Origin of the sequence: Amycolatopsis sp. WAC 04169 (assembly GCF_003947535.1) — a bacterium.
Lineage (GTDB): Bacteria > Actinomycetota > Actinomycetes > Mycobacteriales > Pseudonocardiaceae > Amycolatopsis > Amycolatopsis keratiniphila.
Genome location: NZ_QHJI01000008.1, coordinates 542,557 through 567,929 on the forward strand (window position 1 = coordinate 542,557; position 25,373 = coordinate 567,929).

At 70.4% G+C, this 25,373-nt stretch carries 18 protein-coding genes and 1 pseudogene; 13 read left to right on the forward strand and 6 right to left on the reverse strand.

Features of this window, described 5'->3' with window-relative positions; translation table 11 throughout:
• Nucleotides 1-140 precede the first annotated feature (140 nt).
• The 6 genes from DMC61_RS25000 to DMC61_RS25025 are packed head-to-tail and all read left to right on the forward strand — an operon-like array spanning nt 141 to nt 8,970.
• A complete protein-coding gene (locus tag DMC61_RS25000) occupies nt 141-2,210 on the forward strand; it encodes a molybdopterin oxidoreductase family protein (protein ID WP_233594931.1) in 2,070 nt (689 codons plus the stop codon).
• On the forward strand, nt 2,207-3,634 hold the full coding sequence (locus tag DMC61_RS25005; RefSeq protein WP_125691629.1) for an FAD-dependent oxidoreductase: 1,428 nt from the start codon (nt 2,207-2,209) through the stop codon (nt 3,632-3,634). The genes DMC61_RS25000 and DMC61_RS25005 overlap by 4 nt, the downstream gene beginning before the upstream one ends.
• Before the next feature lie 29 nt (nt 3,635-3,663).
• A complete protein-coding gene (locus tag DMC61_RS25010) occupies nt 3,664-5,022 on the forward strand; it encodes a NarK/NasA family nitrate transporter (RefSeq protein ID WP_125691632.1) in 1,359 nt (452 codons plus the stop codon).
• Nucleotides 5,022-7,526: a nitrite reductase large subunit NirB gene (gene nirB / locus DMC61_RS25015; RefSeq protein WP_125691634.1), complete on the forward strand. Its 2,505-nt coding sequence runs from the start codon at nt 5,022-5,024 to the stop codon at nt 7,524-7,526. The genes DMC61_RS25010 and nirB overlap by 1 nt, the downstream gene beginning before the upstream one ends.
• Nucleotides 7,523-7,870: a nitrite reductase small subunit NirD gene (nirD, locus tag DMC61_RS25020; protein ID WP_125691636.1), complete on the forward strand. Its 348-nt coding sequence runs from the start codon at nt 7,523-7,525 to the stop codon at nt 7,868-7,870. The genes nirB and nirD overlap by 4 nt, the downstream gene beginning before the upstream one ends.
• Entirely contained in the window at nt 7,867-8,970 is a 1,104-nt protein-coding gene (locus DMC61_RS25025; RefSeq protein ID WP_125691638.1) for a uroporphyrinogen-III synthase, read from the forward strand. The genes nirD and DMC61_RS25025 overlap by 4 nt, the downstream gene beginning before the upstream one ends.
• Nucleotides 8,971-9,032: 62 nt before the next feature.
• Here DMC61_RS25025 and DMC61_RS25030 read toward each other — a convergent pair whose 3' ends face one another.
• From DMC61_RS25030 to DMC61_RS25040, 3 genes are all read right to left on the reverse strand, one after another.
• Nucleotides 9,033-10,214 carry a kelch repeat-containing protein gene (locus DMC61_RS25030; protein ID WP_233594932.1) on the reverse strand — a complete coding sequence of 394 codons (1,182 nt, stop codon included), beginning with the start codon at nt 10,212-10,214 and terminating at the stop codon, nt 9,033-9,035.
• A 93-nt stretch (nt 10,215-10,307) separates the two neighbouring features.
• The gene (locus DMC61_RS25035) at nt 10,308-11,426 is read right to left on the reverse strand and encodes a DNA glycosylase AlkZ-like family protein (RefSeq protein ID WP_125691642.1); all 1,119 of its coding nucleotides are present in this window, start codon (nt 11,424-11,426) and stop codon (nt 10,308-10,310) included.
• 9 nt (nt 11,427-11,435) lie between these two features.
• Nucleotides 11,436-11,831, reverse strand: coding sequence for a DUF3224 domain-containing protein (locus tag DMC61_RS25040; protein WP_125691644.1), 396 nt, complete (start codon nt 11,829-11,831; stop codon nt 11,436-11,438).
• Between the two features lie 60 nt (nt 11,832-11,891).
• On the opposite strand from DMC61_RS25040, the pseudogene DMC61_RS25045 reads away from it, so the two are divergent.
• The 3 genes and pseudogenes from DMC61_RS25045 to DMC61_RS25055 all read left to right on the forward strand — a co-directional run bounded on the left by DMC61_RS25045 (nt 11,892) and on the right by DMC61_RS25055 (nt 15,005).
• Nucleotides 11,892-12,859, forward strand: a pseudogene (locus DMC61_RS25045) (helix-turn-helix transcriptional regulator).
• A complete protein-coding gene (locus tag DMC61_RS25050; protein ID WP_125691646.1) occupies nt 12,852-13,661 on the forward strand; it encodes a uroporphyrinogen-III synthase in 810 nt (269 codons plus the stop codon). The pseudogene DMC61_RS25045 and the gene DMC61_RS25050 overlap by 8 nt, the downstream one beginning before the upstream one ends.
• Before the next feature lie 54 nt (nt 13,662-13,715).
• Entirely contained in the window at nt 13,716-15,005 is a 1,290-nt protein-coding gene (locus tag DMC61_RS25055) for a sensor histidine kinase (protein ID WP_125691648.1), read from the forward strand.
• Between the two features lie 343 nt (nt 15,006-15,348).
• Here DMC61_RS25055 and DMC61_RS25060 read toward each other — a convergent pair whose 3' ends face one another.
• Both DMC61_RS25060 and DMC61_RS25065 read right to left on the reverse strand, forming a co-directional pair.
• Nucleotides 15,349-16,176 (reverse strand): siderophore-interacting protein, encoded by an 828-nt coding sequence (locus DMC61_RS25060; protein WP_125691650.1) that lies wholly within the window; start codon nt 16,174-16,176, stop codon nt 15,349-15,351.
• 14 nt (nt 16,177-16,190) lie between these two features.
• Entirely contained in the window at nt 16,191-16,514 is a 324-nt protein-coding gene (locus DMC61_RS25065; RefSeq protein WP_072028744.1) for an MGMT family protein, read from the reverse strand.
• 54 nt (nt 16,515-16,568) lie between these two features.
• Here DMC61_RS25065 and DMC61_RS25070 point away from each other — a divergent pair, with 54 nt between their 5' ends.
• Together DMC61_RS25070 and DMC61_RS25075 are read left to right on the forward strand one after the other, a co-directional pair.
• Nucleotides 16,569-19,793: an ATP-dependent DNA helicase gene (locus tag DMC61_RS25070; RefSeq protein ID WP_199750094.1), complete on the forward strand. Its 3,225-nt coding sequence runs from the start codon at nt 16,569-16,571 to the stop codon at nt 19,791-19,793.
• Nucleotides 19,790-23,047, forward strand: a complete 3,258-nt coding sequence (locus DMC61_RS25075) for an ATP-dependent helicase (protein ID WP_125691652.1) — start codon at nt 19,790-19,792, stop codon at nt 23,045-23,047. The genes DMC61_RS25070 and DMC61_RS25075 overlap by 4 nt, the downstream gene beginning before the upstream one ends.
• Nucleotides 23,048-23,113: 66 nt before the next feature.
• Here the strand turns inward: DMC61_RS25075 and DMC61_RS25080 are convergent, their stop codons facing one another.
• Nucleotides 23,114-23,500, reverse strand: coding sequence for a hypothetical protein (locus DMC61_RS25080; RefSeq protein ID WP_125691654.1), 387 nt, complete (start codon nt 23,498-23,500; stop codon nt 23,114-23,116).
• An 88-nt stretch (nt 23,501-23,588) separates the two neighbouring features.
• On the opposite strand from DMC61_RS25080, the gene DMC61_RS25085 reads away from it, so the two are divergent.
• Together DMC61_RS25085 and DMC61_RS25090 are read left to right on the forward strand one after the other, a co-directional pair.
• Complete coding sequence (locus DMC61_RS25085; RefSeq protein ID WP_125691656.1) at nt 23,589-24,665, forward strand: TrkA family potassium uptake protein; 1,077 nt, start codon at nt 23,589-23,591, stop codon at nt 24,663-24,665.
• A 126-nt stretch (nt 24,666-24,791) separates the two neighbouring features.
• On the forward strand, nt 24,792-25,199 hold the full coding sequence (locus tag DMC61_RS25090; RefSeq protein WP_125691767.1) for a hypothetical protein: 408 nt from the start codon (nt 24,792-24,794) through the stop codon (nt 25,197-25,199).
• The last annotated feature ends 174 nt before the right edge of the window (nt 25,200-25,373 follow it).

The window sequence follows — 25,373 nt, forward strand, 5'->3', positions numbered from 1 at the left end:
TTCCGAGGGGCGCCCTCCCGACCTCACGGTGTGACGTCGATCGGCGGCGGGCAATGTCAAACGCCTGAAACATTCAGGAGTTTTCAGGTAACACGGCCTACCTACCTTCAAGCGCTATCGACGCCTGGAGGAGGTGCCCCGTGCCGCTCGCCGCCCCCACCGTGACCGCGGTGGACACGCACTGCCCGTACTGCGCCCTGCAGTGCGGGATGAGCCTCGACGGCGCCCGGGTCGCCCCGCGCGACTTCCCGGTCAACGCCGGCGGCCTGTGCCAGAAGGGCTGGACGTCGGGGGAACTGCTCACCTCGCCGTCCCGTCTGACCACGCCGCTGATCAGGGTCGGCGGAGAACTCCGGCCCGCGACTTGGGACCAGGCCCTCGACCTCGTCGCGAAGCGCCTCACCGAGATCCGCGCGGCCAAGGGGGCTGACTCGGTCGCCGTCTTCGGCGGCGGCGGGCTGACCAACGAGAAGGCCTATCTGCTGGGGAAGTTCGCGCGGATCGCGCTGGGCACCTCGCAGATCGACTACAACGGCCGGTTCTGCATGTCTTCGGCGGCCGCCGCCGGGATCAAGGCGTTCGGCGCCGACCGCGGGATGCCGTTTCCGGTCACGGATCTCGCCGACGCCGACGCGGTCTTGCTGATCGGCGCGAACCCGGCCGAGACGATGCCGCCGTTCACCCAGCATCTGCGGGGCGCGGACCTGATCGTCGTCGACCCGCGCCGCACGCCGACCGCCGAACTGGCCGGACTGCACCTGCAACCCGCGCCGGGTACCGACCTCGCGCTCGCGCAAGGCATCCTGCACGCCGTCGTGGCCGACGGCCTGCTCGACAAGTCCTATGTGGTCTCGAGGACGAACGGCTTCGAAGAGCTGTGGCGGTCGGTCGCGGCCTGGTGGCCGGAACGCGTCGAGCAGATCACCGGCGTCTCCGCCGCGGACCAGCGCCGCGTCGCCGCCAAGCTCGCCGCGGCCCGCAACGCCTACGTCCTCACCGCGCGCGGTACCGAGCAGCACGCCAACGGCACCGCGATGGTCAACGCCTGGATCAACCTCGCGCTCGCCCTCGGCCTGCCGGGGCGCGAGGGTTCCGGCTTCGGCTGCCTGACCGGTCAGGGCAACGGCCAAGGCGGACGTGAGCACGGGCAGAAGGCCGATCAGCTGCCCGGCTACCGCAAGATCGACGACCCGGCCGCGCGCGAGTACGTCGCCGGGGTGTGGGGCGTGCCGCCGGAATCGCTGCCGGGGCCGGGCCGGTCGGCCGTCGAGCTGCTGGAAGCGCTCGGTACCGAAGACGGGCCGAGCGCGTTGATGGTGTTCGGCAGCAACCTCGTCGTTTCCGCGCCCCGCGCCGGGAACATCCAGGACAAAGTGTCCTCTTTGGACTTCCTGGTGGTCTCGGATCTCGTCCTCTCGGAGACGGCGGCGATGGCCGACGTCGTCCTGCCGGTCACCCAGTGGGCCGAGGAGGACGGCACGATGACCAACCTCGAAGGCCGGATCCTCCTGCGGCGCAAGGCGATCGATCCGCCGTCCGGCGCGAAGACCGATCTCTACGTGCTTTCCGAACTGGCCCGACGCTTCGGTCAGCCCGAAGGACGTTTCCCGACGGACGCCGAAACCGTCTTCACCGAGCTCCGCCGCGCGTCCAAAGGCGGCGTCGCCGACTACTCGGGCATCACTTACGACCGGCTCCGTGACGGCGAAGCCCTTTACTGGCCGGTCCCGGCGGAGTCGCATCCCGGCACGCCGCGGATGTTCCTCGACTCCTTCGCGCACCCGGACGGCCGCGCGCGGTTCGTCCCGGTGGACCACGTCGGCCCGGCCGAGCCGCCGGACGCCGAATTCCCCTTGCAGGCCACCACCGGGCGGGTCCTGCAGCACTACCAGTCCGGCGCGCAGACCCGGCTGGTCAAGGAACTCAACGACGTCGTGGCGGAGGCCTTCGTGGAAGTTCATCCCGACACCGCTGCCCGCGCGGGGCTGGCCGAGGGCGACCTCGCGCTCGTGCGTTCCCGCCGCGGGGAGACCGTCGCACGTGTCCGCTGTGTGGCGTCGCTGCGCCCCGATCTGGTGTTCCTGCCGTTCCATTTCCCCGGTGAGGGCCGGGCGAACCTGCTGACCAACCCGGCGCTCGACCCGACGAGCCGGATGCCCGAGTTCAAGGTGTGCGCGGTCGCGCTCACCCCGGCCTGGGCCGTCGCGTGAGCCCCCGGTCGGTGGTCATCGCCGGATACGGGATGGCGGGCGCGCGGCTCGCGGACGAGATCCAGCGCCGCGATCCCGAGGGCGAGCGCGTGCGGCTCACGGTCGTCGGCGCGGAGGAACACACCGCGTACAACCGGGTGCTGCTCTCGTCGGTGGTCGCCGGCACCATGCGGCCCGAGGCCGTCCGGCTGCACGACGACGAGTGGCCGTCCCGCACCCGCGCGGATCTGCGCCGGGGGGTCTCCGCGACGTCGATCGACCGCGACGCGCGACGGGTCCACCTCGACGACGGGTCCACTGTGGACTACGACGCGCTCGTGCTCGCCACCGGCGCCAACCCGTGGATGCCGCCGGTCGAAGGGCTCGAACCCGGTCCGGACGTCGTCGCGTTCCGCACCCTCGACGACTGCGCGCGCATTCTCGACGCCGCCAAACTGGGCGCGCCGGTCGCCGTCCTCGGCGGCGGGCTGCTCGGGCTGGAAGCCGCGCGAGGCCTCGCCGGACGCGGGAATCTCGTCACCGTCGTGCATCCGATGCCGCACATCATGGAACGTCAGCTGGACGCGGAATCGGCCCGGGTGCTGACCAGGAAGCTCGAAGAACTCGGCGTCGCCTTCCGGCTCGGTGTCGGCGCCGCGCGCTACGTCAGCGGCGACGGGCTCAAACTCGACGACGGCACGCACGTGCCCGCCGATCTGATCGTCGTCTCCACCGGCGTCCGGCCCGAGACGAAACTGGCCGTGGACGCGGGGCTGACCGTCGAGGGCGGCATCGTCGTCGACGATCTGCTGCGCACCAGCGACGGCCGGATCCACGCGATCGGCGACTGCGCCAAGCATCCCGGCGCGTTCGGCGGGCTCGTGCAGCCCGCGTGGGAACAGGCCGCCGTCCTCGCGGATCTGGTCACCGGTACCAAGTCCGCGTCGCGCTACCGCGGCACCCAGGCGGTGACCCGGCTCAAGGCGCGCGGCATCGACCTCACCGCGCTCGGCGAGACGATGACCGGCGCGGACGACCCGACCGCCGAAGTGCTCACCTTCAGCGACCCGGCGGGCTGCCGTTACGGAAAGCTCGTCGTGCGCGAGAACCGGGTGGCCGGCGCCATCCTGCTCGGCCTGCCCGACGCGGCCGCGACGATCACCCAGCTCTACGACCGGGGCACCCCGGTGCCGGAAGACCGGCTGGCGGTCCTTTTAGGACGCTCGCTGCCGCCGGGCGCGCCGTCGGCGTCGAGCCCGGCCGATCTGCCCGCGTCGGCGGTCATCTGCCGCTGCAACGCGGTGACCAAGGGACGGCTCGTCGAAGCGTGGCGCGGCGGCGCCACCGACGTCGCCGCCCTCGCCGGGGCGACCCGCGCGACGACCGGCTGCGGCGGCTGCAAGGACGCCGTCGGCGGGGTCGCGAAATGGCTGGCCGCCCAGTGAACCCGAACGCATCCACCAAGGAGGACCTCATGGCAGCTCGTGGAAAGCGCTGGATCGAGCACTGGGATCCCGAGAACGAGCAGTTCTGGGAGGAGACCGGGAAGAAGATCGCCCGGCGGAACCTCTGGTTCTCCATCCTCGCCGAGCACATCGGCTTCTCCGTCTGGACACTGTGGTCGGTCATGGTCCTGTTCATGGGCCCGCAGTACGGCTTCTCGGCCGCCGACAAGTTCCTGCTGGTCTCCACCCCGACGCTGATCGGCGCGCTGATGCGGCCGCTCTACACCTTCGCGGTGGCGAAGTTCGGCGGCCGGAACTGGACGATCGTCAGTGCGTTGTTGTTGCTGGCGCCCACGATCCTGGCGGCGATCGCGATGGAGCCGGGCACCTCGCTCGGCACGTTCCTGCTGATCGCCGCGCTCGGCGGGGTCGGCGGCGGGAACTTCGCGTCGTCGATGACCAACATCAACGCGTTCTACCCCGAGAAGCACAAGGGCTGGGCGCTCGGGCTCAACGCGGGCGGCGGGAACCTCGGCGTGGCGGCGATCCAGCTGATCGGCCTGCTGGTCATCGGCACCGTCGGCGCCACGGCGCCGCGGGTGGTGCTCGCGATCTACATCCCGCTGATCGTCGTCGCGGCGGTCTGCGCGTACTTCTACATGGACAACCTCTCCTCGATGAAGGGTGACACCAAGGCGATGCGCGAGGTCGTCAAGGACCCGCACACCTGGGTGATGTCGTTCCTCTACGTCGGCACGTTCGGTTCGTTCATCGGCTACAGCTTCGCCTTCGGCCTGGTGCTGCAGAACCAGTTCGGCCGGACGCCGCTGCAGGCGGCGGCGGTGACGTTCCTCGGCCCGCTGCTCGGCTCGTTCTCGCGGCCGACGGGCGGCTGGCTGGCCGACCGGATCGGCGGCGGCAAGATCACCTTCGTGACGTTCGTCGGCATGGCCGCGGCGACCGTGGTGCTGATCCTGGCCTCGACGTCGAATTCGCTGGCGCTGTTCACCGTCGCGTTCATCGTGCTGTTCGTGCTCACCGGGATCGGCAACGGCTCGACGTACAAGATGATCCCGGCGATCTTCCGCGCCAAGGCGAAGGTCGCGATCAGCGAGGGCGCGGACGAGACGCTGGAGATGCTCAAGGCGCGCAAGCTGTCCGGCGCGTTGATCGGGCTGGCCGGGGCGATCGGCGCGCTCGGCGGGCTGTTCATCAACCTGGCCTTCCGCCAGTCGTTCGCGGACACGAAGAGCGGGGTGCCGGCGTTCGTCGCCTTCCTGGTCTTCTACGGCCTGTGCTTCGCCGTCACGTGGGCGGTGTATCTGCGCAAACAGCAGTCGGAGGTGGCGAGCACCCGGGGTCTGGCGCTCGCCGGAGCGGAGGTCTGATGCGGAAACTCGTCGTCGTCGGACATGGCATGGTCGCGCACCGGCTCGTGGAAGCCGTGCGCGCGGAGGACAAGGCAGGCCAGTGGCAGGTCGTGGTGCTCGCCGAGGAGGCGCGTCCCGCGTACGACCGGGTCGCCCTGACGTCCTATGTGGACACTTGGGATCCCGCTTCCCTCGCCTTGGAAGGTGCGGACTACGCGGGCGATCCGCTGGTCGAGCTGCGGCTCGGTGACGCCGTCGCCACGGTGGACCGCGAGCGCAAGGTCGTCGTCACCGAGGCCGGCTACGAGCAGCCGTACGACTCGCTCGTGCTGGCGACCGGTTCGCGGCCGTTCGTCCCGCCGGTGCCGGGTCACGACCTTCCCGGCTGCTTCGTCTACCGGACGATCGAGGATCTCGACGCCATCCGGGAAGCCGCGCAGCGGCCCGGCCGGGGACGTCGTTCGGCGGTCGTCATCGGTGGCGGGCTCCTCGGGCTGGAAGCGGCGAAGGCCTTGCGGGACATGGGTCTCTCGCCGCACGTGGTCGAGATGGCGCCGCGCCTGATGCCGCTGCAGGTCGACGAGGGCGGCGGCGGGCTGCTCCGGCGGCTGATCACCGACCTCGACGTGACCGTCCACACGGGAACGTCGACCGACGCCATCGAGCCGGACGGCGAACGCTACCTCGCGCGGCTGGGCAACGGCACGGAACTCGACGTCGATCTGGTCGTCTTCTCCGCCGGTATCCGGCCGCGCGACGATCTGGCCCGCTCGTCCGGCCTGGAAGTCGGTGCGCGGGGCGGGATCCTGGTCGACGACACCTGCCGCACGTCCGACCCCGCGGTGTACGCGATCGGGGAATGCGCGGCCGTGGACGGCAAGGTGTACGGCATCGTGGCGCCCGGCTACGCGATGGCGGAGATCGTCGCGGCGCGGCTGACCGGCGGCGAGGGCACGTTCCCCGAGCCGGACATGTCGACGAAGCTCAAGCTCATGGGCGTCGACGTCGCCAGCTTCGGTGACGCGCACGCGGCGACCGAGGGCGCGCTGGAGGTCGCGTTCAACGACGCCGTCGCCGGGACCTACAAGAAGCTCGTCGTCTCGGACGACTCGAAGACGTTGCTCGGCGGTGTCCTGGTCGGCGACGCGAGCGAGTTCAACACGCTGCGCGCGATGGTCGGCAGGCCGCTGCCCGCCGAACCGGGCGCGATCCTCGCCCCGGCCGGTGGCGGAGCGGCGGTCGGTGTCGACGCGCTGCCGGACGCGGCGCAGATCTGTTCGTGCAACGCGGTCTCCAAGGGCGCGATCACGCACGCGATCACCGAAGAGGGCTGCGATTCGGTCGCCAAGATCAAGGGCTGCACCCGGGCCGGAACCGCCTGCGGCTCCTGTGTCCCGCTGCTGGGCAAGCTGCTGACGGCATGCGGTGTCGAGCAGTCGAAGGCGCTGTGCGAGCACTTCACGCAGTCGCGCGCGGAGCTGTTCCAGATCCTGCAGGCCACCCGGATCACCACGTTCAGCGAGATGATCGACCGCTACGGCACCGGCACCGGCTGCGCGATCTGCAAACCGGCGATCGCGTCCATCCTGGCCACGCTGGGCAACGGGCACATCCTCGCCGGCGAGCAGGCGACCCTGCAGGACACCAACGACAAGTTCCTCGCGAACCTGCAGCGCAACGGCACCTACTCGGTGGTGCCGCGGATTCCCGGCGGCGAGGTCACGCCGGAGAAGCTCATGGTGATCGCGCAGGTCGCGATGGACTTCGGGCTGTACACCAAGATCACCGGCGGGCAGCGGATCGACCTCTTCGGCGCCACCGTCGACCAGCTGCCGCTGATCTGGCGGCGGCTCGTCGACGCCGGGTTCGAGTCAGGCCACGCGTACGGGAAGTCGTTGCGCACTGTGAAGTCGTGCGTCGGTTCGACGTGGTGCCGCTACGGCGTGCAGGACAGCGTCGGGCTCGCGATCGAGCTGGAGCTGCGTTATCGCGGCCTGCGCTCGCCGCACAAGCTGAAGTCCGCCGTTTCGGGCTGTGCGCGGGAATGCGCGGAGGCGCGGAGCAAGGACTTCGGCATCATCGCCACCGACAAGGGCTGGAACCTCTACGTCGGCGGGAACGGCGGCGCGACCCCTCGGCACGCCGATCTGCTGGTGTCCGAAGTGGACACCGAGACGCTGATCCGCACGATCGACCGGTTCCTGATGTTCTACGTCCGCACGGCCGACCGCCTGCAGCGCACCGCGCCGTGGGTCGAGGAGATGGACGGCGGGCTCGACCACCTGCGCGCGGTGATCGTCGACGACAAGCTCGGCATCTGCGAGGACCTCGACGCGGCGATGGCCAAACACGTCGGCGACTACGCCGACGAGTGGCGTGGTGTGCTGGAGGACCCGGAGAAGCTGGCGAAGTTCAGCTCGTTCGTCAACGCGCCGGGCACCCCGGACCCGACGATCTCGTTCCGCACCGAACGCGACCAGAAGGTGCCCGTGCTGCTGGGCATCCCGGAGGTGAAACAGTGACGACGTCGATCGAACGCACCTGGACCGCCGTCTGCGCGGCGGGCGCCGTCGCCGAATGGTCCGGTGTCGCGGCCCTGCTCGACGGTGGGACGCAGGTGGCCATCTTCCGCCTCCCCGGCGACCGGTGGTACGCGCTGTCCAATCTGGACCCGATCAGCGGTGCGGCGGTGCTTTCGCGAGGCATCGTCGGCGACGCGGGCGGCGTTCCCGTGGTGGCCTCGCCGGTGTACAAGGAACGCTTCGATCTGCGGACGGGATCCTGTCTCGACGCGGAAGGGGTCTCGGTCGCCGCGTATCGGGTCCGGGTCACCGGTGGTGTGGTGGAGGTGGAATTCTCGCCGTGACAGAAGTCCTTCCCCTGGCGGGATTCGTCATCGGGATCACGGCGGCGCGACGGGCTGAGGAGCTCGGCGCGCTGTTCGTGCGTAAAGGTGCGACCGTGCGCTACGGCCCGGCGATCCGGATCGTGCCGCTCGCCGACGACACCGAACTGCGGTCGGCCACCACGCGCCTGCTGGAAGAGCGGGTCGACGCCGTCGTCGCGACGACCGGGATCGGCTTCCGCGGCTGGGTCGAGGCGGCCGAAGGCTGGGGCCTGGGGGAGGAGCTGCTGGCCAGACTGGGGAAGGCTTCGCTGCTCGCACGCGGCCCGAAGGCCAAGGGCGCGATCCGGGCGGCCGGGCTTTCGGAGGATTACTCGCCCGCTTCGGAGAGCAACGCAGAAGTACTGAGACATCTGCTCGATTCCGGTGTGGACGGTCAGCGGATCGCGGTGCAGCTGCACGGCGAGCCGCTTCCGTACTTTGTGGACAGTCTGCGGGCGGCGGGTGCCGAAGTGATCGAGGTGCCGGTGTACCGGTGGGTCGGGCCGTCCGATCCCGGCCCGCTGGACCGGCTGCTGGACGGTGTCCTCGACGGTTCGGTGGACGCATTGCCGTTCACCAGCGCGCCCGCGGTGGCGTCCCTGCTGGCGGTGGCGAAGCGGACCGGGCGGCTGCCGGGAGTGGTGGGAGCACTGGAGAAGCGGGTCGTGGCGGCCTGCGTCGGGCCGATCACCGCGGCGCCGCTGGCCGCGCTCGGGATCCCGACGGTGCAGCCCACCCGGTCGCGGATCGGGGCGCTGGCGCGGACGGTGTCCGACGCGCTCGAAGCCCGGTCTCCGCGGCTGACCGCGGGCGGGCGGAGTATCGAACTGCGGGGCCAGGCGGCGCTGGTCGACGGGCAGTGGTGCGACATCGCGCCCGCGCCGATGGCCATGCTGCGGGTGCTGGCGGAATCGCCGGGGCGGGTGTTCTCGCGGCGGGAACTGGTCTCCGCGCTCCCCGACGGCGGCGAGGAACACGCCGTCGAGACCGCCATCGGCCGCCTGCGGAGCTCTTTGGGCACGCCGAAACTGGTCCAGACGGTGGTGAAACGCGGCTACCGGCTGGCCGTCGACCCCTGACCCCCGCATTTCGTCCTCTGAATGCGAAGACCGCATTCAGAGGACGAAATGCGGGGGGTGGGTCACGGGGTGAAGAGGTCGGTTTTGGTGATGAGGACGTGGTTGCCGTCCGGACCGGCGTTGGCCAGCACGACGGCGCCGCCCGCGATGAGGACGCGGCCGTCGGCGAGTTTGACCGCGCCGAACTTCGCCCTGCCGATGGTGAGTCCGAGCAGGGGACCCCATTGCCCGGTCGCGGGGTCGAAGATCTCGGAGTTCTGGTAGCCGGCGTCGTACCCGCCGTATTCGAGGCCGCCGATGGCCAGCACCTTGCCGGAGTCCAAGCGGATCAGGCGGAATTCGTCGCGCGGGATCCTCATCGCCGCCGCGTCGGTCCATTTCCCGGTGGCCGGGTCGTAGCGTTCGGATTCGCCGAGGCTGAATGGCGGGTAGTTCCAGTTCTGCGGCCCGCCGGTGTGACCGCCGGTGAGCAGCACGGTCCCGTCGGCGAGCATGACCATCTGCGCGCCGACGCGCGGCCGTCCCGTTTCGAGCGGGACCGGGGTGCCGATCGGCGTGGTGGGGCTCCACGTTCCCGCGACCGGATCGTAGATCTCGCAGAAGGTCAGGCCGACGAGGTCGCCGCCGGTTTCGACGAGGCCCGCCGCGACGAGCACCTTGCCGTCCGGCAGCAGCACCGCGGGGAACGCCGCCCTGGCGTGGATCATCGGCGCGGTCTCGGTCCAGGTGCCCGTCGCCGGGTCGTAGATCTCCGCCGCCGCGATCACCAGAGAGTCGATCGGCGGCCGTTCGCTCCCGCCGCCCATCACGAGCACCCGGCCGTCGGCCAGCGCGATCGCGTGATGGTTGCAGCGGGCGGTGTGCATCGAGCCGGTCGGGCTCCAGGTCCCGGTCGCCGGGTCGAAGACCTCCGCGGAGGTGAGGATGTTGGGCGAAGTGGACGGATGACCGTGGAAACCGCCCGCCGCCAGCACCTTGCCGTCCGGCAGGACGGTCAGCGAATGCAGGCGGCGGCTGGTCGCGAGCGAGCCGGTGACCGTCCACTGGCCACTGCCCGGGTCATAGAGCGCGGCGTCGGCGTATGTCACCGCACCGCGGTTGTTGCCACCGCCCGCGGCGAGGACACGGCCGTCCGGCAGCAGGACCGGACCTTCGTTCATGCCGTCCCATTGGCGTGCCCAGGGCAGGTCGCCGGTGGCCGCCCAGCCGCTCGCCGTCGTCCGGGGTTCCGTCTGTGTGCTCATGTCCTCGACGGTCGCCGCCGTGTCCTCCCGCGGCAAGCGGTTGCGCGATGGCCTACCTCTTGGGCACCCGGAACGGGACCGATCGGACCGCCTTCAAGCCCAGGCGACGCGGAAGCCGGGGAACTCCCTGGCGGCGGCGACGCGGGCCGCCTCCTCTTCGGCCGCCTTCCGGACGGCCGGGCGGAGGGCGTCGAACGCGGTGACGGTGAAGTCGAGCCGCTTCTTCCCGCTCGCCTTGGCCCGCCACACACCGGAGATCTCGCCGTCGGCCAGCAGCGCGCCGGGGCTGCCGAGGATCTTCCAGACCTCCTTCTGCCGGGCTTTGTCCGGTACCAGCACGGCGCGGTCGCGCGCCTGGACGAACGGGTCGAGCGGCGGCAGCAGGCGCACCACGTCCGGCTCCGGCGGGTTCTCCAGCAGTGCCAGCCGGTCTTCCGGCAGGAATGCCTTCTTGCCGTCGACGCGGATCTCGGCCAGGCCGTCCGGCCACATCGCGTCGACTCCGGTGCGGGTGGTCCCGACGTAGGCGGCGGCGTCCCCGGGAGCGGCGGGACCGTTGATCCGCAGGTAACCCTCGACGACGCGGGTGGCCGCCTTGGCGTCGGGCGACGTCTTGAGCCTGCCTCGCTTTTCCAGTGGTGCCAACGTCGCCGGGGTCGCGCCCGGCTCCAGCCGGACCCCGGCGTGGATCGACGCGACCCGCATCAACTGCTCGTAGACGTGCACGACACCGCAGCCGCGGCAGGCGTACGAGAGGCCCTCGGGGATCAGTTTCGTGACCGCGCCGCTCACCGCGCCCTTGGTCTGGACGCCGGTGACGACCTCGCGGATCGCCTTCGCCGCGGTGAACAACGCGTCCGTCGCGGACATGCCCGCGTCGTCGACCTGCTTGCGCTGCCAGAGGATCCGGGCCATCGCGTCCTTCTCGTCGAGAGGCACGAGGGCGGCCCGGATCGCGTCCAGTTCCGCGCGGCGGTGGAAGTGCGGCGCGCCGCGATGCGTCCACGCGAGCACGAAACGGTCGTCGTCCCAGACGCCGGGCGTGATATCTCCGTCGATCCGGGCGGCGAGGCCCAGCAGGGCGGTGTCCCGCACGGAATCCTGCAGCCCGAGGTCGAATACGGCCGCCGCGGCCGGATCCGTCTCCTCGCGGTGCAGACCGTGCGCGGCGATCCGGTATGCCAGCACCTGTTTGCGATCGACGTCGAGCACTTTTTCTCCCTAAAGCGCGTATTCGAGCGTGTACGACATCGTCGGCTCGCCGAGGGCGCCCGTCGTGGTGCCGCTGCCGGTGATCCCGGCGAGTTCACCCGTTCCGGAGCCCTTGACGATCTCGAACGCCGACGAGATGCCCTGCGCGTCGAACCCGGTGTCGTGCTTGATCACGAAGCTTCCCTTACGTCCGTCCACGCTGCCTTCGATCCGTTCGAGGCCGGGAGAGGTCGTGTCGCCGCCGTCGTAGCCTTCGCCCGCGTAGTACAGCAGGTAGTCGAGGACCGACTCGCCTTCGATCTGCCCGCTGTAGGTGAGCGTTGCGTGCGCGTAGGCGACTCGCGGCGCGCCCTCCGTGCCGCTGACGACGGATTCTTCCCAGTTCTTCATGGCGAACGTGTTCATGGGTTCACCCTGTCAGCCATACCTGTCAGGATGTGTCAGGTTTTCGGGGATACTGGATTCATGCGCGCGAGCAGACTCCTGTCGGTCCTCCTCCTGCTGCAGAACCGCGGCCGGATGACGGCCGAGGAGCTGGCGACCGAGCTGGAGGTGTCGGTCCGGACGGTGTACCGCGACGTCGAGGCGCTGTCCGCGGCCGGCGTGCCGGTGTACGCCGATCGCGGGCGCACGGGCGGCTATCAGCTGGTCGACGGCTATCGCACGCGGCTGACCGGGCTGACCGAGGAGGAGGCGCAATCGCTTTCGCTGGCGGGGCTGCCCGGCGCGGCCACCGAACTCGGGCTCGGCGCGGTCCTCGCCGCCGCGCAGCTCAAACTGCACGCGGCCATGCCGTCGGAGCTGCGTGCCGGGGCGGGCAAGATCTCCGAGCGGTTCCACCTGGACGTCCCCGGCTGGCATCGCGGGATCGAAGCCTGCCGCGACTGTCCGAATTGGCCGACGCCGTCTGGCACGGGCGGCGGATCAAGGTCCGGTACGAACGCTGGGGGCAGCGGAAGGTCGATCGCGTGCTCGACCCGCTGGGCCTGATCCTCAAGGCGGGCAACTGGTATCTCGCGGCGCGGTGCGACGGGACCGACCGGACGTACCGGATCTCCCGCATCGAAGAGCTCGAAGATCTGGGCGAGACCTTCGAGCGGCCGTCGGACTTCGACCTGGCGCACTACTGGCACGAATGGTCGGAGCAGTTCGAAAAGCGGATGTACTCACGGACGGCGGTGGTGCGGCTGAACGAGTTCGCCCGCATACTGCTGCCGTTCTACCTCGGGGCCGTCGGTTCCCGGGCGTTGCGGGAAACACCCGCGGTGCCCGACGAAAACGGCTGGCTGACGATGGAACTGCCCGTGGAACCGGGAGAATCGGCCGTCGGCGAACTACTGCGGTTCGGCGGGAACCTCGAAGTGCTCGAACCGCCGGAGCTGCGCGAGCGGCTGGCGGAGGAGATCAGGAAGATGGGCGCGGTTTATGGCTGACCTGGACGGCATCACGATCGGGATCACCGCGGAGCGGCGGGCCGACGACTTCATCGGCGCGCTGACCCGGCAGGGCGCGACGGTGCTGCACGCGCCCACCATCCGGATCGTCCCGCTGCCCGACGACACCGAACTGCGCGCGGCGACGGACGCCGTGCTGGCCGGGCCGGTCGGGTTCACCGCCGTCACCACCGGCGCCGGATTCCGCGGCTGGCTTTCGGCGGCCGAAGGCTGGGGACTGCGCGAGCCGTTGTTGGAACGGCTGGCGGCGTCGCGGGTCTTCGCGCGCGGGCCGAAGGCGGTGGGCGCGGTGCGTGGGTTCGGCCTCCGGGAGGAGTTTTCCGCGCCCGAGGAGAGCAACGCCGAACTGTTCGAAGGATTGCGTGACGCCGGGGTTCACGGCGAACGGGTCGCGGTCCAGTTGCACGGCACCCTGCTCCCCGAACTCACCGCGTCGCTGCGGGACGCGGGCGCGGACGTCGTCCAGGCGCAGCCCTATCGCTGGCTTTCGCCCGCGGACGTCGCACCTGTGCACGAACTCGTCGAAAGCGTGATCGCCGGACGTGTGCACGCTCTGGCCTTCACTTCCGCGCCGGCGGCGGCGAACCTGCTCACCCTGGCGGGCCCGCGTCGCGAAGAACTCCTTGCCGCACTGCGAGGTCCGGTGCTGTGCGCGTGCGTCGGGCCGGTGACCGCGGCGCCGTTGGAAGCCGCCGGGGTGCCGACCGTGCAGCCCGAACGTCAGCGGCTCGGCGCGCTGGTCAAACTTCTCGTCGCGGAACTGCGCATTCGGCCGTCTTGACGCGGGAAGTCCGCTTTGCCAGGCTCGACACATCGGACGCGGGGAGGGCGGCGGATGTCCGAGTCTCAATCGGTCACGTTCGTGCGCGCGATGTTGCGAAAGGGCTCTTCGGTCCTGTCGGCCAGCCCGGCCGACGAAGCACCCGACCCGGATTCGGTGCCGGACTGGCGCTATCGCGAGGACTCCGCGGACACGCTGCTGACGCGCGCGATCCGCTATTCCGCGCTCGGCCCGATCTTCTACCGCGTGGCCGCGTTTCCGAAGGTGTACATCGGTTTCCTGGTCGCGAACGGCTCGGCGGGGATCGTGCCGGTGCTGAGCACGACGATCATCGGGATGCTGCTCAACGTCTTCGCGGTGTGGTGGGTGGTGCGCGGCCGCGGGATCCGGGCGAAGACATCCGGGCGGTTGATGTACGCGGATCTCGCCGTGGGCGTGGTGCTCACGACGATCGTGGCCGCCGCGGCGCCCACTGAGATCCAGCCGTTCGCCATCGATGTCGCGTGGACGTGGATGGTCGGGACGGTGGCGTTGTGGACGCTGTCGTTCGGCTTGCCCGCCGCTTGTCTGCTGCTGATCGCGGCCGTGCCGTTCCGGGCCTTCCTGACGTGGGTCGGCGGGCTGCCGCTCGACCATCCGCTCGCGATGAGCCGGTCGGTGGGGTGCATGGTCGCGCTCGTCGTGGCGATGGTGACCACGGCCGGGATCCTGATCCTGCTCGGTGTCGGGACCCGGTTCGCGCTGGGCATCGGGATGCGCCGGGGGCAGCGCGCCGAACGTCTGCGGACCCAGCGGGTGATGCACGATTCCGTGTTGCAGACGCTGGAAGCGATGGGGCTCGAAGCGCCGGACGACGATTCCGCGGCCGCGGAACGGCTCGCGGAGATGCGCGCGACGGCGCGGGCGCAAGCGGCCGAACTCCGGCGCGAACTGACCGGCCCCGATGCGCCCTCGGCCCGGGGCCTCGCGGCGGACCTCGCCGAGGTCGCCACCGAAATGGCGCGCGACGGCCTCCGCACCCAGCTGGTCGCCGCCGAGACCGAAGAGGACTACCGCCTCTCGCACGCGCGCCGGACCGCCATCCGTGACGCCGTCCGCGAAGCGCTCCGAAACACCGTGAAGCACGCCGGGACGAAACAGGTCGTGCTTCGCGTCGAGGAGTGCGAAGGCGGCGTCGCGGTCATCGCGCGGGATCAGGGGACCGGTTTCAGCATGCTGGACCGGCCGCCGGGCTTCGGGATCAGCCAGTCGATCATGGCGAGGCTGGCGGAGGTCGGCGGGCGGGGGACGATCGATTCGCAGCCGGGGCGGGGGACTCGGGTGACGCTTTGGGTGCCGCACTGAGGTCTTGCGGCCCGTCGGGTGGCCCTCGATGGAATCAGAGATCCGTGAAGGCCTCCTTCACTACCTTGAGGGTAGGTAAGGAGGCTTTCACGGACTTCCGCGGAGGGAGCAAGGGACCTTTGCTATCGCTTGGTTAGCATGGCTACGTAAGTGGTAGCAAAGGTCCCTTGCTCCCTTTTTGCAGGTCAGCACCCTGCTGGCGCGGGTGCTGATGTCTCAAAGGGGCCCTTCACGACGTTCAACGTCCCAAAGGTGGCCTTCAGGGCATGCCCATGTCATGAAAGGGTCGTTCAGGACACAAAACGTCCTGAACGACCCTTTCATGACACAACGCGAGAAGCGCTCAGTCCTCCTCGGCAGGAGCCTCTCCAGCCTCCGCCTGCCGCATCGCCTCACGCCCAGCAGCCTCTTCGCTGACCCCCTGCCGCCAGTACCCCGTGAAGCAGATCGCCCGCTTGTCGATCCCGCGCTCCCGCACGAGGTGCCGCCGCACCAGCTTCACCATGTTCGCCTCGCCGGAGATCCACGCGTAGGCCGTCCCACCCGGCAACTCCGCCTTCCGCACGGCCTCCAGAACCGCCGAGCCGACGTCGCCGGAACCCCGCACCACCCAGTGCAGCTCCACGGTTCCCTGGGTTTCGAAGACCTGCCGGTCTTCGCGATCACTGATCTCGATGTAGACCAGCGCTCGCGTTCCGGCGGGCAGCGCCTCGACGATCGCGCCGATCGCCGGGATCGCGGTCTCGTCGCCGATCAGCAGCTGCCAGTTCGTCTCCGAAGGCACGTCGTAGAGCCCGTGCGGCCCGAGGAAAGCGACCCTGTCACCCTCGGAGGCGCGCGAAGCCCACGCGGAGGCGGGGCCTTCGTCGCCGTGCAGCACGAAGTCGATGTCGACCTCCTGCACGGACGGCCGCAGCGCGCGCACGGTGTACGTGCGCATCGGCGGGCGGACGTCGTCGGGCATCGCGAGGTAGGTCCGGTACCAGGAAAGCACTTCGTCGCCGGTCAGCGGCGCGGGCAGCACGGGTTCCGCCTGGCCGGGCTGCGGGAAGAACACCTTCAGGTACTGGTCGGGCGCCTGGTCCACCAGCGACGCCCCCGAGAAGGTCACCCTGCTCATATGCGGGGTGAGCCGCCTGACGCCGGTCACCTTCGCCTCGATGTAACTCATTAGGCGAGGCTAACCTAAAAGAGGCCGCCAGAACCAGCGTCGTCGGCGGGATCACGTTGCCACCGGTATTTCCGCAGGTCGACGCGCTGTCCGTCGGACATGACGCCCTCAGCCCGTAGCCGTTGCAGTTGTTCGTCGACCAGGTGCGGAGCCGGTGTCCCGTCGGCCCGCAGAATGCGGTGCCAAGGCAGGTCCTGGCCGTCCTCGCCGAGGATCCGGCCGACCAGCCGCGGCGACGGCGCGCCCGAAACCGACGCTATATCCCCATAAGTCGCGACCGAGCCGGCGGGCACGCTCGCGATGACCTCGCGCACCCGCTCGTGCAGTTCGTCATCCATGGGACCACTTTGCCGTGCCGCTGCGAGGTTGTGTCGGCGGGGCGTGGTTCCATCGTGGGCGTGAACGGGCGGCGAACAGCGGCAGGAACCGACGCGCGGCTGGTCCGCACGCCGGTCACCGGCACGCCGTCCTTCCAGTGGGATTCCGGCGCCCGCCGCCTGCTGGCCGCCCCGGACGGGTTCCGCAGGGTCCTCGGCGGCCCCGGCACGGGCAAGACGGCCTTGCTGGCGTCGGCGGCGTCGCGGCGCATCGCGGAGGGCGCGAACCCGGAGAGCGTGCTCATCCTGACCACCTCGCGCAAGGCGGCCGAGGTCCTGCGCGCCGACATCACGCATCGGCTCACCACCGATCCGGAAGAGGACCCGCTGCCGCGCACGATCCGCGAGCCGCTCGTGCGCACGGTGCATTCGTACGCGTACGCGCTGTTGCGGATGGAGGCGCAGGCCGACGACCTCCCGCCGCCCCGCCTGCTGGCCGGGGCGGAGCAGGACGTCGTCGTCCGCGATCTGCTCGCCGGTGACCTCGAGGAGGGCGCGCTCGACTGGCCGGAGCAGCTGCGCCCCGCGCTGAGCGTCCCCGGTTTCGCCGAGGAGCTGCGAGACCTCCTCCTCCGCGCCGCCGAACGCGGGCTCGGCCCGGAGGATCTGGTCGAGCTCGGCAGGCGCCGCGGCCGCGAGGAGTGGATCGCGGCCGGGCGCTTCTGGAGCCAGTACGAAGAGGTCACCCTGCTGCAAGGCGCGGGCGGCAACGCGCTCGGCGTGGCGAGCGCGCCCGCGCTGGACGCGGCGGAGCTCGTCACTTCCGCCCTGCTCGCGCTGGAGGACGATCCCGAACTGCGTGAACGCGAGCAGCGCCGCGTCCGGCACCTGTTCGTCGACGACGCACAGCATCTCGACCCGCTGCAGACCCAGCTCGTCCGGCTCATCGGGCACGCGGCCGACGAGTTCGTCGTCGCGGGCGACCCCGACCAGTCCGTGTTCTCCTTCCGCGGCGCGGATCCCCGCCTGTTCGCCGACGCGGACGAGGACGGCGAACGCACGGTCCTGCTGACCACGGCGCATCGGCACGCGCCGGTGATCCGCACGGCCGTCACGAAACTCGGTTCCGTGCTGCCCGGTTCGTCACCGCAGCGCAAGCTCGTCGACGCGCCGGACGCCGCGGGCGGTGTCGTCCGTGTCCGCCTGATGCCGACCCCGGCCGCCGAGGCGAGCTGGATCGCCGATCAGCTGCGCCGCGCGCATCTCGTCGACGGCGTGCCGTGGTCGGAGATGGCGGTGCTCGTCCGGTCGCCCGCCCGTACTTTCCTTGTTCTGCAACGTGCTCTGCGCGCGGCAGGTGTGCCCATCGGTTCGGCCACCGAGGAGCTGCCGCTCGCGAAGCAGCCCGCAGTTCGTCCTCTGCTGGCGATGCTGCGGCTCGCCGCGGATCCGGAACTGTTGGACGTCGACCTCGCCGAGATGCTGCTCTCCTCGCCCTTGGGCGGCGCGGATCCGCTCGCCCTGCGGCGGCTGCGGCGCGGTTTGCGCAGGCTGGAGCTCGCGGGCGGCGGGCAGCGGTCGAGCGACGAGCTGCTGGTGGAAGCCTTGCGTACCAACGATGTCCTCACCGGTCTCGCCGAAGCCGAGGCGTTGCCGATGCGCCGGATCGGCGGCCTGCTGCACGCGGCGCACCAGGCCGTGGTGCGTGGTGACGGCGTCGAGCAGGTGCTGTGGGATCTGTGGCAGGCCAGCGGTCTGGAACAGCGTTTGCTGCGGTTGGTCGATCGTGGCGGATCGCTGGGCTCCCAAGCGGACCGCGATCTCGACGCGATCGTCGCACTCTTCGACGCGGCCGGTCGCTATGTCGACAGATTGCCGAAGGCGAGTGTCGCCTCGTTCGCGGACTACCTGTCCTCGCAGAACATCGCGGGTGACACGCTGGCCCCCGCAGCCATGAAGAGCGAGGGCGTTTCGCTGCTCACGGCGCACGCGTCCGCCGGTCGCGAGTGGACGGTCGTGTCGATCGCCGGTGTCCAGGAAGGCAGCTGGCCGGATCTGCGGTTGCGCGGTTCCGTGCTCGGTGTCGAGCGGCTGGTCGACCTCATGTCCGGCGTCGACGACGAAAAGGTGTCCGCCACCGCGCCGATCCTCGCCGAAGAGCGGCGGCTGTTCTATCTCGCCGCGAGCCGTGCGCGGAAAACGCTGCTGGTCAGCGCGGTCGCGGGGGAGGACGAGCAGCCCTCACGCTTCATCGACGACCTGGAGGAGAACGGCGCCGACGACGGCGGCCTCGACTCGCGGATGAAACCGGCGGGACGTTCGCTGGTGCTGGCCGAACTCGTCGGTGAGCTGCGCGAGGTCGTCTGTGACGAGTCGAGCGATCCGGAAAGGCGGCAGCGGGCGGCTCGTCAGCTCGCGAAACTGGCCGCCGCCGGGGTGCCGGGCGCGCATCCGGGCACCTGGTACGGCCTGCTGGAACCCTCGACCGGTGAACCCGTGCACGGGCCGGGCGACCTGATCCGCATCTCACCGTCCACTGTGGAGGTTCTGGTCAAATGCCCGCTGCGGTGGCTGATCGAACGCCACGGCGGCAGTGACCCGGCACAGCTCGCGGCGGTCACCGGGACGCTGGTGCACGGGCTCGCGCAGGCGGTCGCCGGCGGCAGCAGCGACGAGCAGATCCGCGCGGCCCTCGACGAGGCCTGGGTGCGGGTCGACGCCGGGGCGCCCTGGTTCTCGCGCCGCGAGCGGTCGCGGGTCGAACAGATGCTGCGGAACTTCATCTCCTGGCTGGAATCCAGCCGCAAGGAGCTCATCGAAGCCGGTGTGGAGCAGGACATCGAGGTCGAGCTGCCCGTCGGCGACAGTGACACCAGCGACGTCCGTGTGCTTCTGCGCGGCCGCGTCGACCGCGTGGAGATGGACAAGGACGGCCGTCCGGTCGTCATCGACATCAAGACCGGCAAGGTGCCGATCTCCGCCGCCGACGCCGAACAGCATCCGCAGCTGGCCGCGTATCAGCTCGCCGTGCTGCTCGGCGCGGTCGAGGGCGGTTCGAAACCCGGTGGCGCGCGGCTGGTCTACGTCGCGAAGTCCAACAACAAGACCGGATCCACTCAGCGCGAGCAGGCGCCGTTGGACGAGGACGGCGGCAAACAGTGGCTTGAACTGGTGCGCTCGGCGGCGGGCTCGGCCGCGGGCCCGGAGTACGGCGTCACCGAGAACCCGGACTGTGATCGTTGCCCGGCAAGGGGTTGCTGTCCGCTGCGCCCCGAGGGCAGGCAGGTGACCGGTCCTTGATCTCCGAACTCCAGCGCCGCCAGGTCGAACCGGGTGAGATCGCCCGCGCGCTCGGCCTGCACAGCCCGACCGACGAGCAGGCCGAGGTCATCGCCGCGCCCATCGAGCCGTCGCTGGTCGTCGCCGGCGCGGGCGCGGGCAAGACCGAGACGATGGCCGCGCGCGTCGTCTGGCTGGTGGCCAACAGTGTCGTCCCGCCGGAACGCGTGCTCGGCCTGACCTTCACCCGCAAGGCCGCCCGCCAGCTCGCCGATCGCGTCCGCACCCGGTTGCGCCGCCTGGTCGGCTCGGGCCTGCTCGACAAGATCGACCCGACCGGTGACCTGCGCGCGACGGTGACCGCGGGCGAACCGACGGTGCTCACCTATCACGCGTATGCCGGACGGCTGCTGTCCGAACACGGCCTGCGGCTGCCCGTCCAGCCCGGCGTTCGGCTGCTGTCGGAGACGTCTTCCTGGCAGTTCTCGCATCGGGTCGTGTCCACTTGGGACAACGACCTCGACACCGATCGCGTGCCCTCCACGGTGACCGCGCAGTTGCTGGCGCTCGCGGGGGAGCTCGGCGAGCATCTGGTCGAGACCGAAAGGCTGGCACAGTACACGTCTTGGCTGTGCGAGGTCATCGAGAACGCGCCGCGGGCGAAGGGGCAGCGCGCGTCGCTGCCGCAGAAGCTGGCCGAAGTCATGACGGCGCAACGGTTCCGTCTCGCGCTCCTGCCGCTGGTCGAGGCGTACCACGCGCGGAAACGGGCGGAAGGCGCGCTCGACTTCGCCGACCAGATGTCGCTGGCCGCGCAGCTCGCCAGCAGCTATCCGGCGGTGGTCGCGGGGGAACGCGAGCGTTACGGCGCAGTCCTGCTCGACGAGTACCAGGACACCGGGCACGCCCAGCGGATTCTGCTGCGTTCGTTGTTCGGCGGGGTCGAGCATCCGCCGATGCCGGTGACCGCGGTGGGCGACCCGGCGCAGGCCATCTACGGCTGGCGCGGGGCGAGCGCGGCGAACCTGCCCCGGTTCACCACGGACTTCCCGCGTGACAACGGCGAACGGCTCGTCCCGGCCCTGGATTTCGGGCTGCTCACCAGTTTCCGCAACCCGCCCGAGGTGCTCGAACTCGCGAACGCGATTTCGGAACCGCTGCGGGAACGCGGTCTCGGTGTCGCGCGGCTGCGTGCGCTGGAAGGCGCGGGCACCGCCGACATCGCCGCCGCGTTGCTGCCGGACATCCGCGCCGAACGCGAGTGGGTGGCCGACGCGGTGGCGAAACGCTGGTTCGAAACCATGGAGGAGACCGGAAAACCGCCGACCGCGGCGGTGCTGGTGCGCCGTCGTGCCGACATGGCACCGATCGCCGCGGAGATGCGGGCGCGCGGGCTCCCGGTGGAGGTCGTCGGTCTCGGAGGGTTGCTCAACGAACCCGAGGTCGCGGATCTGGTGAGCACGTTGCGGGTGCTCGCCGACCCGCTCGCGGGCAGCGCGGCCGCCCGGTTGCTGACCGGGGCGCGCTGGCGGATCGCGGCGGCCGACCTCGCGGCTTTGTGGCGCCGGGCAGGTGAGCTCTCGTCGCCGGTGCCGCCGTCGGGGAAGTCCGATGTGGACGAACCGGTCCTGGTGACCGAACGGGTCGAGCAGGCGGGGCTCGCCGACGCCATCGACGATCCCGGGACGCCGGAACGCTATTCGCCCGAGGGATACCGGCGGATCCGGCGGATCGGCGCCGAGCTCTCGGCGTTGCGACGGCGGCTGGACCAGTCGCTGCCCGAACTGGTCGCCGACGTGGAACGCACGATGCTGCTCGACGTCGAGTCCCTGGCCCGTCCCGGCCCCGCCGGACGCGCGCACCTGGACGCCTTCTCCGACGTCGTCACGGATTTCGCCGAGACGTCGCCGACGGCCACCCTGCTGTCCTTTGTGGACTATCTGAACACGGCCGCGCACGCGGAAGACGGGCTCACCCCCGGTGAGGTGGAGGTGGTCCCGGATCGGGTCCAGGTGCTGACGGTGCACTCGGCCAAGGGGCTGGAATGGCGCATCGTCGCGATCCCGCATCTGGTCAAGGAGGTCTTCCCGGGGCGGCGGCGTTCTTCGTCGTGGCTGCGGACGTCGACCTCGTTGCCCGCCGCGCTGCGCGGCGACTCGGAGGACCTGCCGGAGCTGAGGATCCCCGAAGGCGCGGACCGCAAGGAAGTCCAGGAAGCGCTGGAACTGCACGAAGAGGGATTCGTCGCGCGTGAGGCGGACGAGGAGCGGCGGCTTTGCTATGTCGCGCTGACCCGTTCCGAGCACACCATGCTGATCTCCGGCCATTGGTGGAACGAGAGCAGTGCGCGGCCGAAGGGCCCGTCGGAATTCTTGCTGGAAATCGGCGAGGTGATGCGGGCGAACTCGGTCGGCCGGATCGAGCACTGGGCCGACGAGCCCGAGACCGACGGCGAGAACCCGCTGGTCGCCGACTCGCGCCGGTCGCGATGGCCGGTCGATCCGCTGTGGCCGCGGCGCGAGGGCGTCACGAACGGCGTCGACATGGTGCTCGGGGCGATGGAGGACGCCGAACACGCCGAGGAGGAGGAAGAGGACGATCCGGACGGCTGGATCTCCGATACCAAGGTGCTGCTGGAGGAGCGGGCACGGGCGCGGGACCGGGTGCAGCAGGTCGTCCTGCCGCCGCATCTCTCGGTGAGTCAGCTGGTCGAGCTGTCGGCCGACCCCGCCGAGCTGGCCAAACGGCTGCGACGGCCGCTTCCCGTACGCCCCAACACCTACGCGCGGCGGGGCACGGCGTTCCACGGCTGGCTGGAGCAGCGGTTCGGCGGCGAGCAGCTGCTGGAGATCCACGACCTGCCGGGGGCGGCGGACGTCGACGAGGCGCCCGACACCGAGCTGGAGGCGTTGCAGGCCGCGTTCGAGAAGAGCGAGTGGGCGCATCGGGTGCCGCACGCGGTCGAGGTGCCGTTCTCGGCGGACGTCGTGGGCGTGACGGTGCGCGGGCGCATGGACGCCGTGTTCGCCGACGCGGACGGCGGCTGGACCGTCGTCGACTGGAAGACCGGCGCCGTCCCGGAAGCCGACCGGCTCGAATCGCTGGCCGTGCAGCTGGCGGCGTACCGGCTGGCGTGGGCGGCCTTGAAGAACATCCCCGTGGAGAAGGTGCGGGCGGCGTTCCACTATGTGAAACACGACAAGACCGTCCGCCCGGCGGATCTGCTGGACGCCGAAGGACTACGGCAGCTCCTGCGAAGCGTCCCGACGATCTAGCATTTCGTCCTCTGAATGCGGTCCTTGCGTGTGCAACTACCGCATTCAGAGGACGAAATGCGGGGGTCAGGCGCGGTCGCGGACCTTGAGCGCCCAGGCCACCAGCGGGATCTGAAGCGGGACGCGGGCCCAGAAGGCCGCTCGCCAGTGCTTCGGGGCCTTCCGGCGGTCGGCGTCGACGGCCATCTTCACGTTCCCCGGCAGGACCACGACGAACAGCAGCGCGGCCGCGAGCCCGCCGAGCCGCCTGGTCTTCGGGTTCGCGACCGCGGCGGCCACGCCCAGCTCGGCGACACCGGAGCCATAGGTCCAGGCGCGAGGGGAGCCGGGAAGCTGCTTCGGGATGATGGCGTCGAACGGTTTCGGCTGGACGAAGTGCAGGACACCGGCCGCGCCGAGCAGGCCGGCGAGGAAATGGGCGGGCCGCTGAGACGGTCGGGACTCCGAAGACATGCCCTGAGCTTCGCATACCGCGCTGAACGGAACGTTCTTCGGCTATCCTCCCGACCGTGAGTGACGCGGACCAGGCCGGAGCCTGTGCATGAGGGTTCTCAAGCGTTTCCCGGTCAGGCTGAGCGACCGCCCGGACCACGAGCTCGTCGGTGTGATCCGGATGCCGGAACTGACGGTCAGCCCGTTGCGGTCGATCCTCAAACGGATCATCGGCGCGATGCTCGCCCTGCTCGCGACCGTGCTGATCGTCTACCTCGACCGGGACGGCTACCGCGACGCCAACGGCGACGGGCTCACCTTCCTCGACAGCCTCTATTACGCGACGGTGTCGCTGTCGACCACGGGCTACGGTGACATCGCGCCCGCGACGCCGTCCGCACGGCTGGTGAACGTCCTGGTGATCACCCCGCTGCGGGTGCTCTTCCTCATCGTCCTGGTCGGTACCACACTCGAAGTGCTCACCGAGCGCTCGCGACAGGCTTTCAAGATCCAAAAGTGGAGGACGAAGGTGCGGGACCACACGGTCGTCGTCGGATTCGGCACGAAGGGCCGGTCGGCGGTCAACGCGCTGCTCGGGGACGAGAACGTCGAACCCGACCACATCGTCGTCGTCGACACCGACCAGCAGGCCCTCGAAGCGGCCACGGCACTCGGGCTGGTGACCGTGCACGGCTCGGCCACCCGCGCCGACGTGCTGCGCGTCGCCGGGGTGCAGCGGGCGCGGGCCGTCGTCGTCGCCCCGAACCGGGACGACACCGCCGTGCTGGTCACGCTGACCGCCCGTGAGCTGGCGCCGAAGTCGCACATCGTGGCGTCGGTGCGGGAGGCGGAGAACGTCCACCTGCTCAAGCAGTCGGGCGCGAACCAGGTCGTGGTGTCGAGCGAGACCGCCGGGCGTCTGCTCGGCATGGCGACGTCGACGCCGCTGGTGGTCGACATGGTCGAGGACCTGCTCACCCCCGAGTCCGGCCTCGCGATCGCCGAACGCCCGGTGGAACCGTCCGAAGAGGGCGGGTCGCCGCGGCATCTGCCGGACATCGTGCTGGGTGTCGTCCGCGACGGCGTGCTGTACCGGGTGGACGCGCCGCAGGCGGACGCGATCGAGCCGGGGGACAAGCTGCTGTACATCCGGAAGGTGACCTCCGCGGAGACGATCGAGCGGTAGCAGGGGACCTTTGCTACCACCTCCCCGGGCTCCTGTGTTTTGCCGCGAGGTTCTGGGAGCATGGCGTTCGTGCGCAAGCGATCGGACCCCGCCAGAGGGCTCACCCCGGGGTGGAACTCCCTGGCCGTGGCGGCCGCGGTCGGCCTGCTGGTGATCTTCCTGGCCTGGTTCGCCGGGCCGGGGCTGTTCGGCATCTCGAACGAGACCAAGGGGACGACCGTGCGGGCGGAGGTCGTCGAGCCCGCGCCCTGTACCGGCGGCGGCGCCACCGAGAAGGTCAAGTTCGAGTTCGGCGGCAAGCCGACGGAGGGCTCGCTCAACGGCTGCGGCCACGGCAAGGGTGAGCGCCTCGAGGTCGTCGTCCCGGACGGGGCTTCGGGGGACGCCATCGCGGTGCACGCGGCCGACGCGACGGCCGGAGCGAGCGACGCCCGGCGGCCGCTCGGGCTGGCGCTGCTGGTGTTCAGCTGCTTCGCGGGCGGGATGTACGTGTTCCTGGTGTTGCGGGGGCCTCGGGTGCCGGTGACGGCCTGAGCCCTCTCAAGGGCATCGGCCGCTGGCTACTGCCCACCATGACCGGACCGGTCACGACGGGACTGTGTGGATTTCTGGTCATCCAACGCCCCGAAAGCCACACAGTCGGCGTCCTGGCGCGACCAGCCGCACCGGGCAAGCCGGAATCGCCCACGGCACCGCATCCATCGACGA

Excerpts from the sequence above, each read along its gene's own strand:
- DMC61_RS25010 (WP_125691632.1), top strand. The coding sequence starts at position 3,664 with ATGGCAGCTCGTGGAAAGCGCTGGATCGAGCACTGGGATCCCGAGAAC.
- nirB (WP_125691634.1), top strand. The coding sequence starts at position 5,022 with ATGCGGAAACTCGTCGTCGTCGGACATGGCATGGTCGCGCACCGGCTC.
- DMC61_RS25030 (WP_233594932.1), bottom strand. The coding sequence starts at position 10,214 with ATGAGCACACAGACGGAACCCCGGACGACGGCGAGCGGCTGGGCGGCC.
- DMC61_RS25040 (WP_125691644.1), bottom strand. The coding sequence starts at position 11,831 with ATGAACACGTTCGCCATGAAGAACTGGGAAGAATCCGTCGTCAGCGGC.
- DMC61_RS25050 (WP_125691646.1), top strand. The coding sequence starts at position 12,852 with ATGGCTGACCTGGACGGCATCACGATCGGGATCACCGCGGAGCGGCGG.
- DMC61_RS25055 (WP_125691648.1), top strand. The coding sequence starts at position 13,716 with ATGTCCGAGTCTCAATCGGTCACGTTCGTGCGCGCGATGTTGCGAAAG.
- DMC61_RS25060 (WP_125691650.1), bottom strand. The coding sequence starts at position 16,176 with ATGAGTTACATCGAGGCGAAGGTGACCGGCGTCAGGCGGCTCACCCCG.
- DMC61_RS25065 (WP_072028744.1), bottom strand. The coding sequence starts at position 16,514 with ATGGATGACGAACTGCACGAGCGGGTGCGCGAGGTCATCGCGAGCGTG.
- DMC61_RS25080 (WP_125691654.1), bottom strand. The coding sequence starts at position 23,500 with ATGTCTTCGGAGTCCCGACCGTCTCAGCGGCCCGCCCATTTCCTCGCC.
- DMC61_RS25085 (WP_125691656.1), top strand. The coding sequence starts at position 23,589 with ATGAGGGTTCTCAAGCGTTTCCCGGTCAGGCTGAGCGACCGCCCGGAC.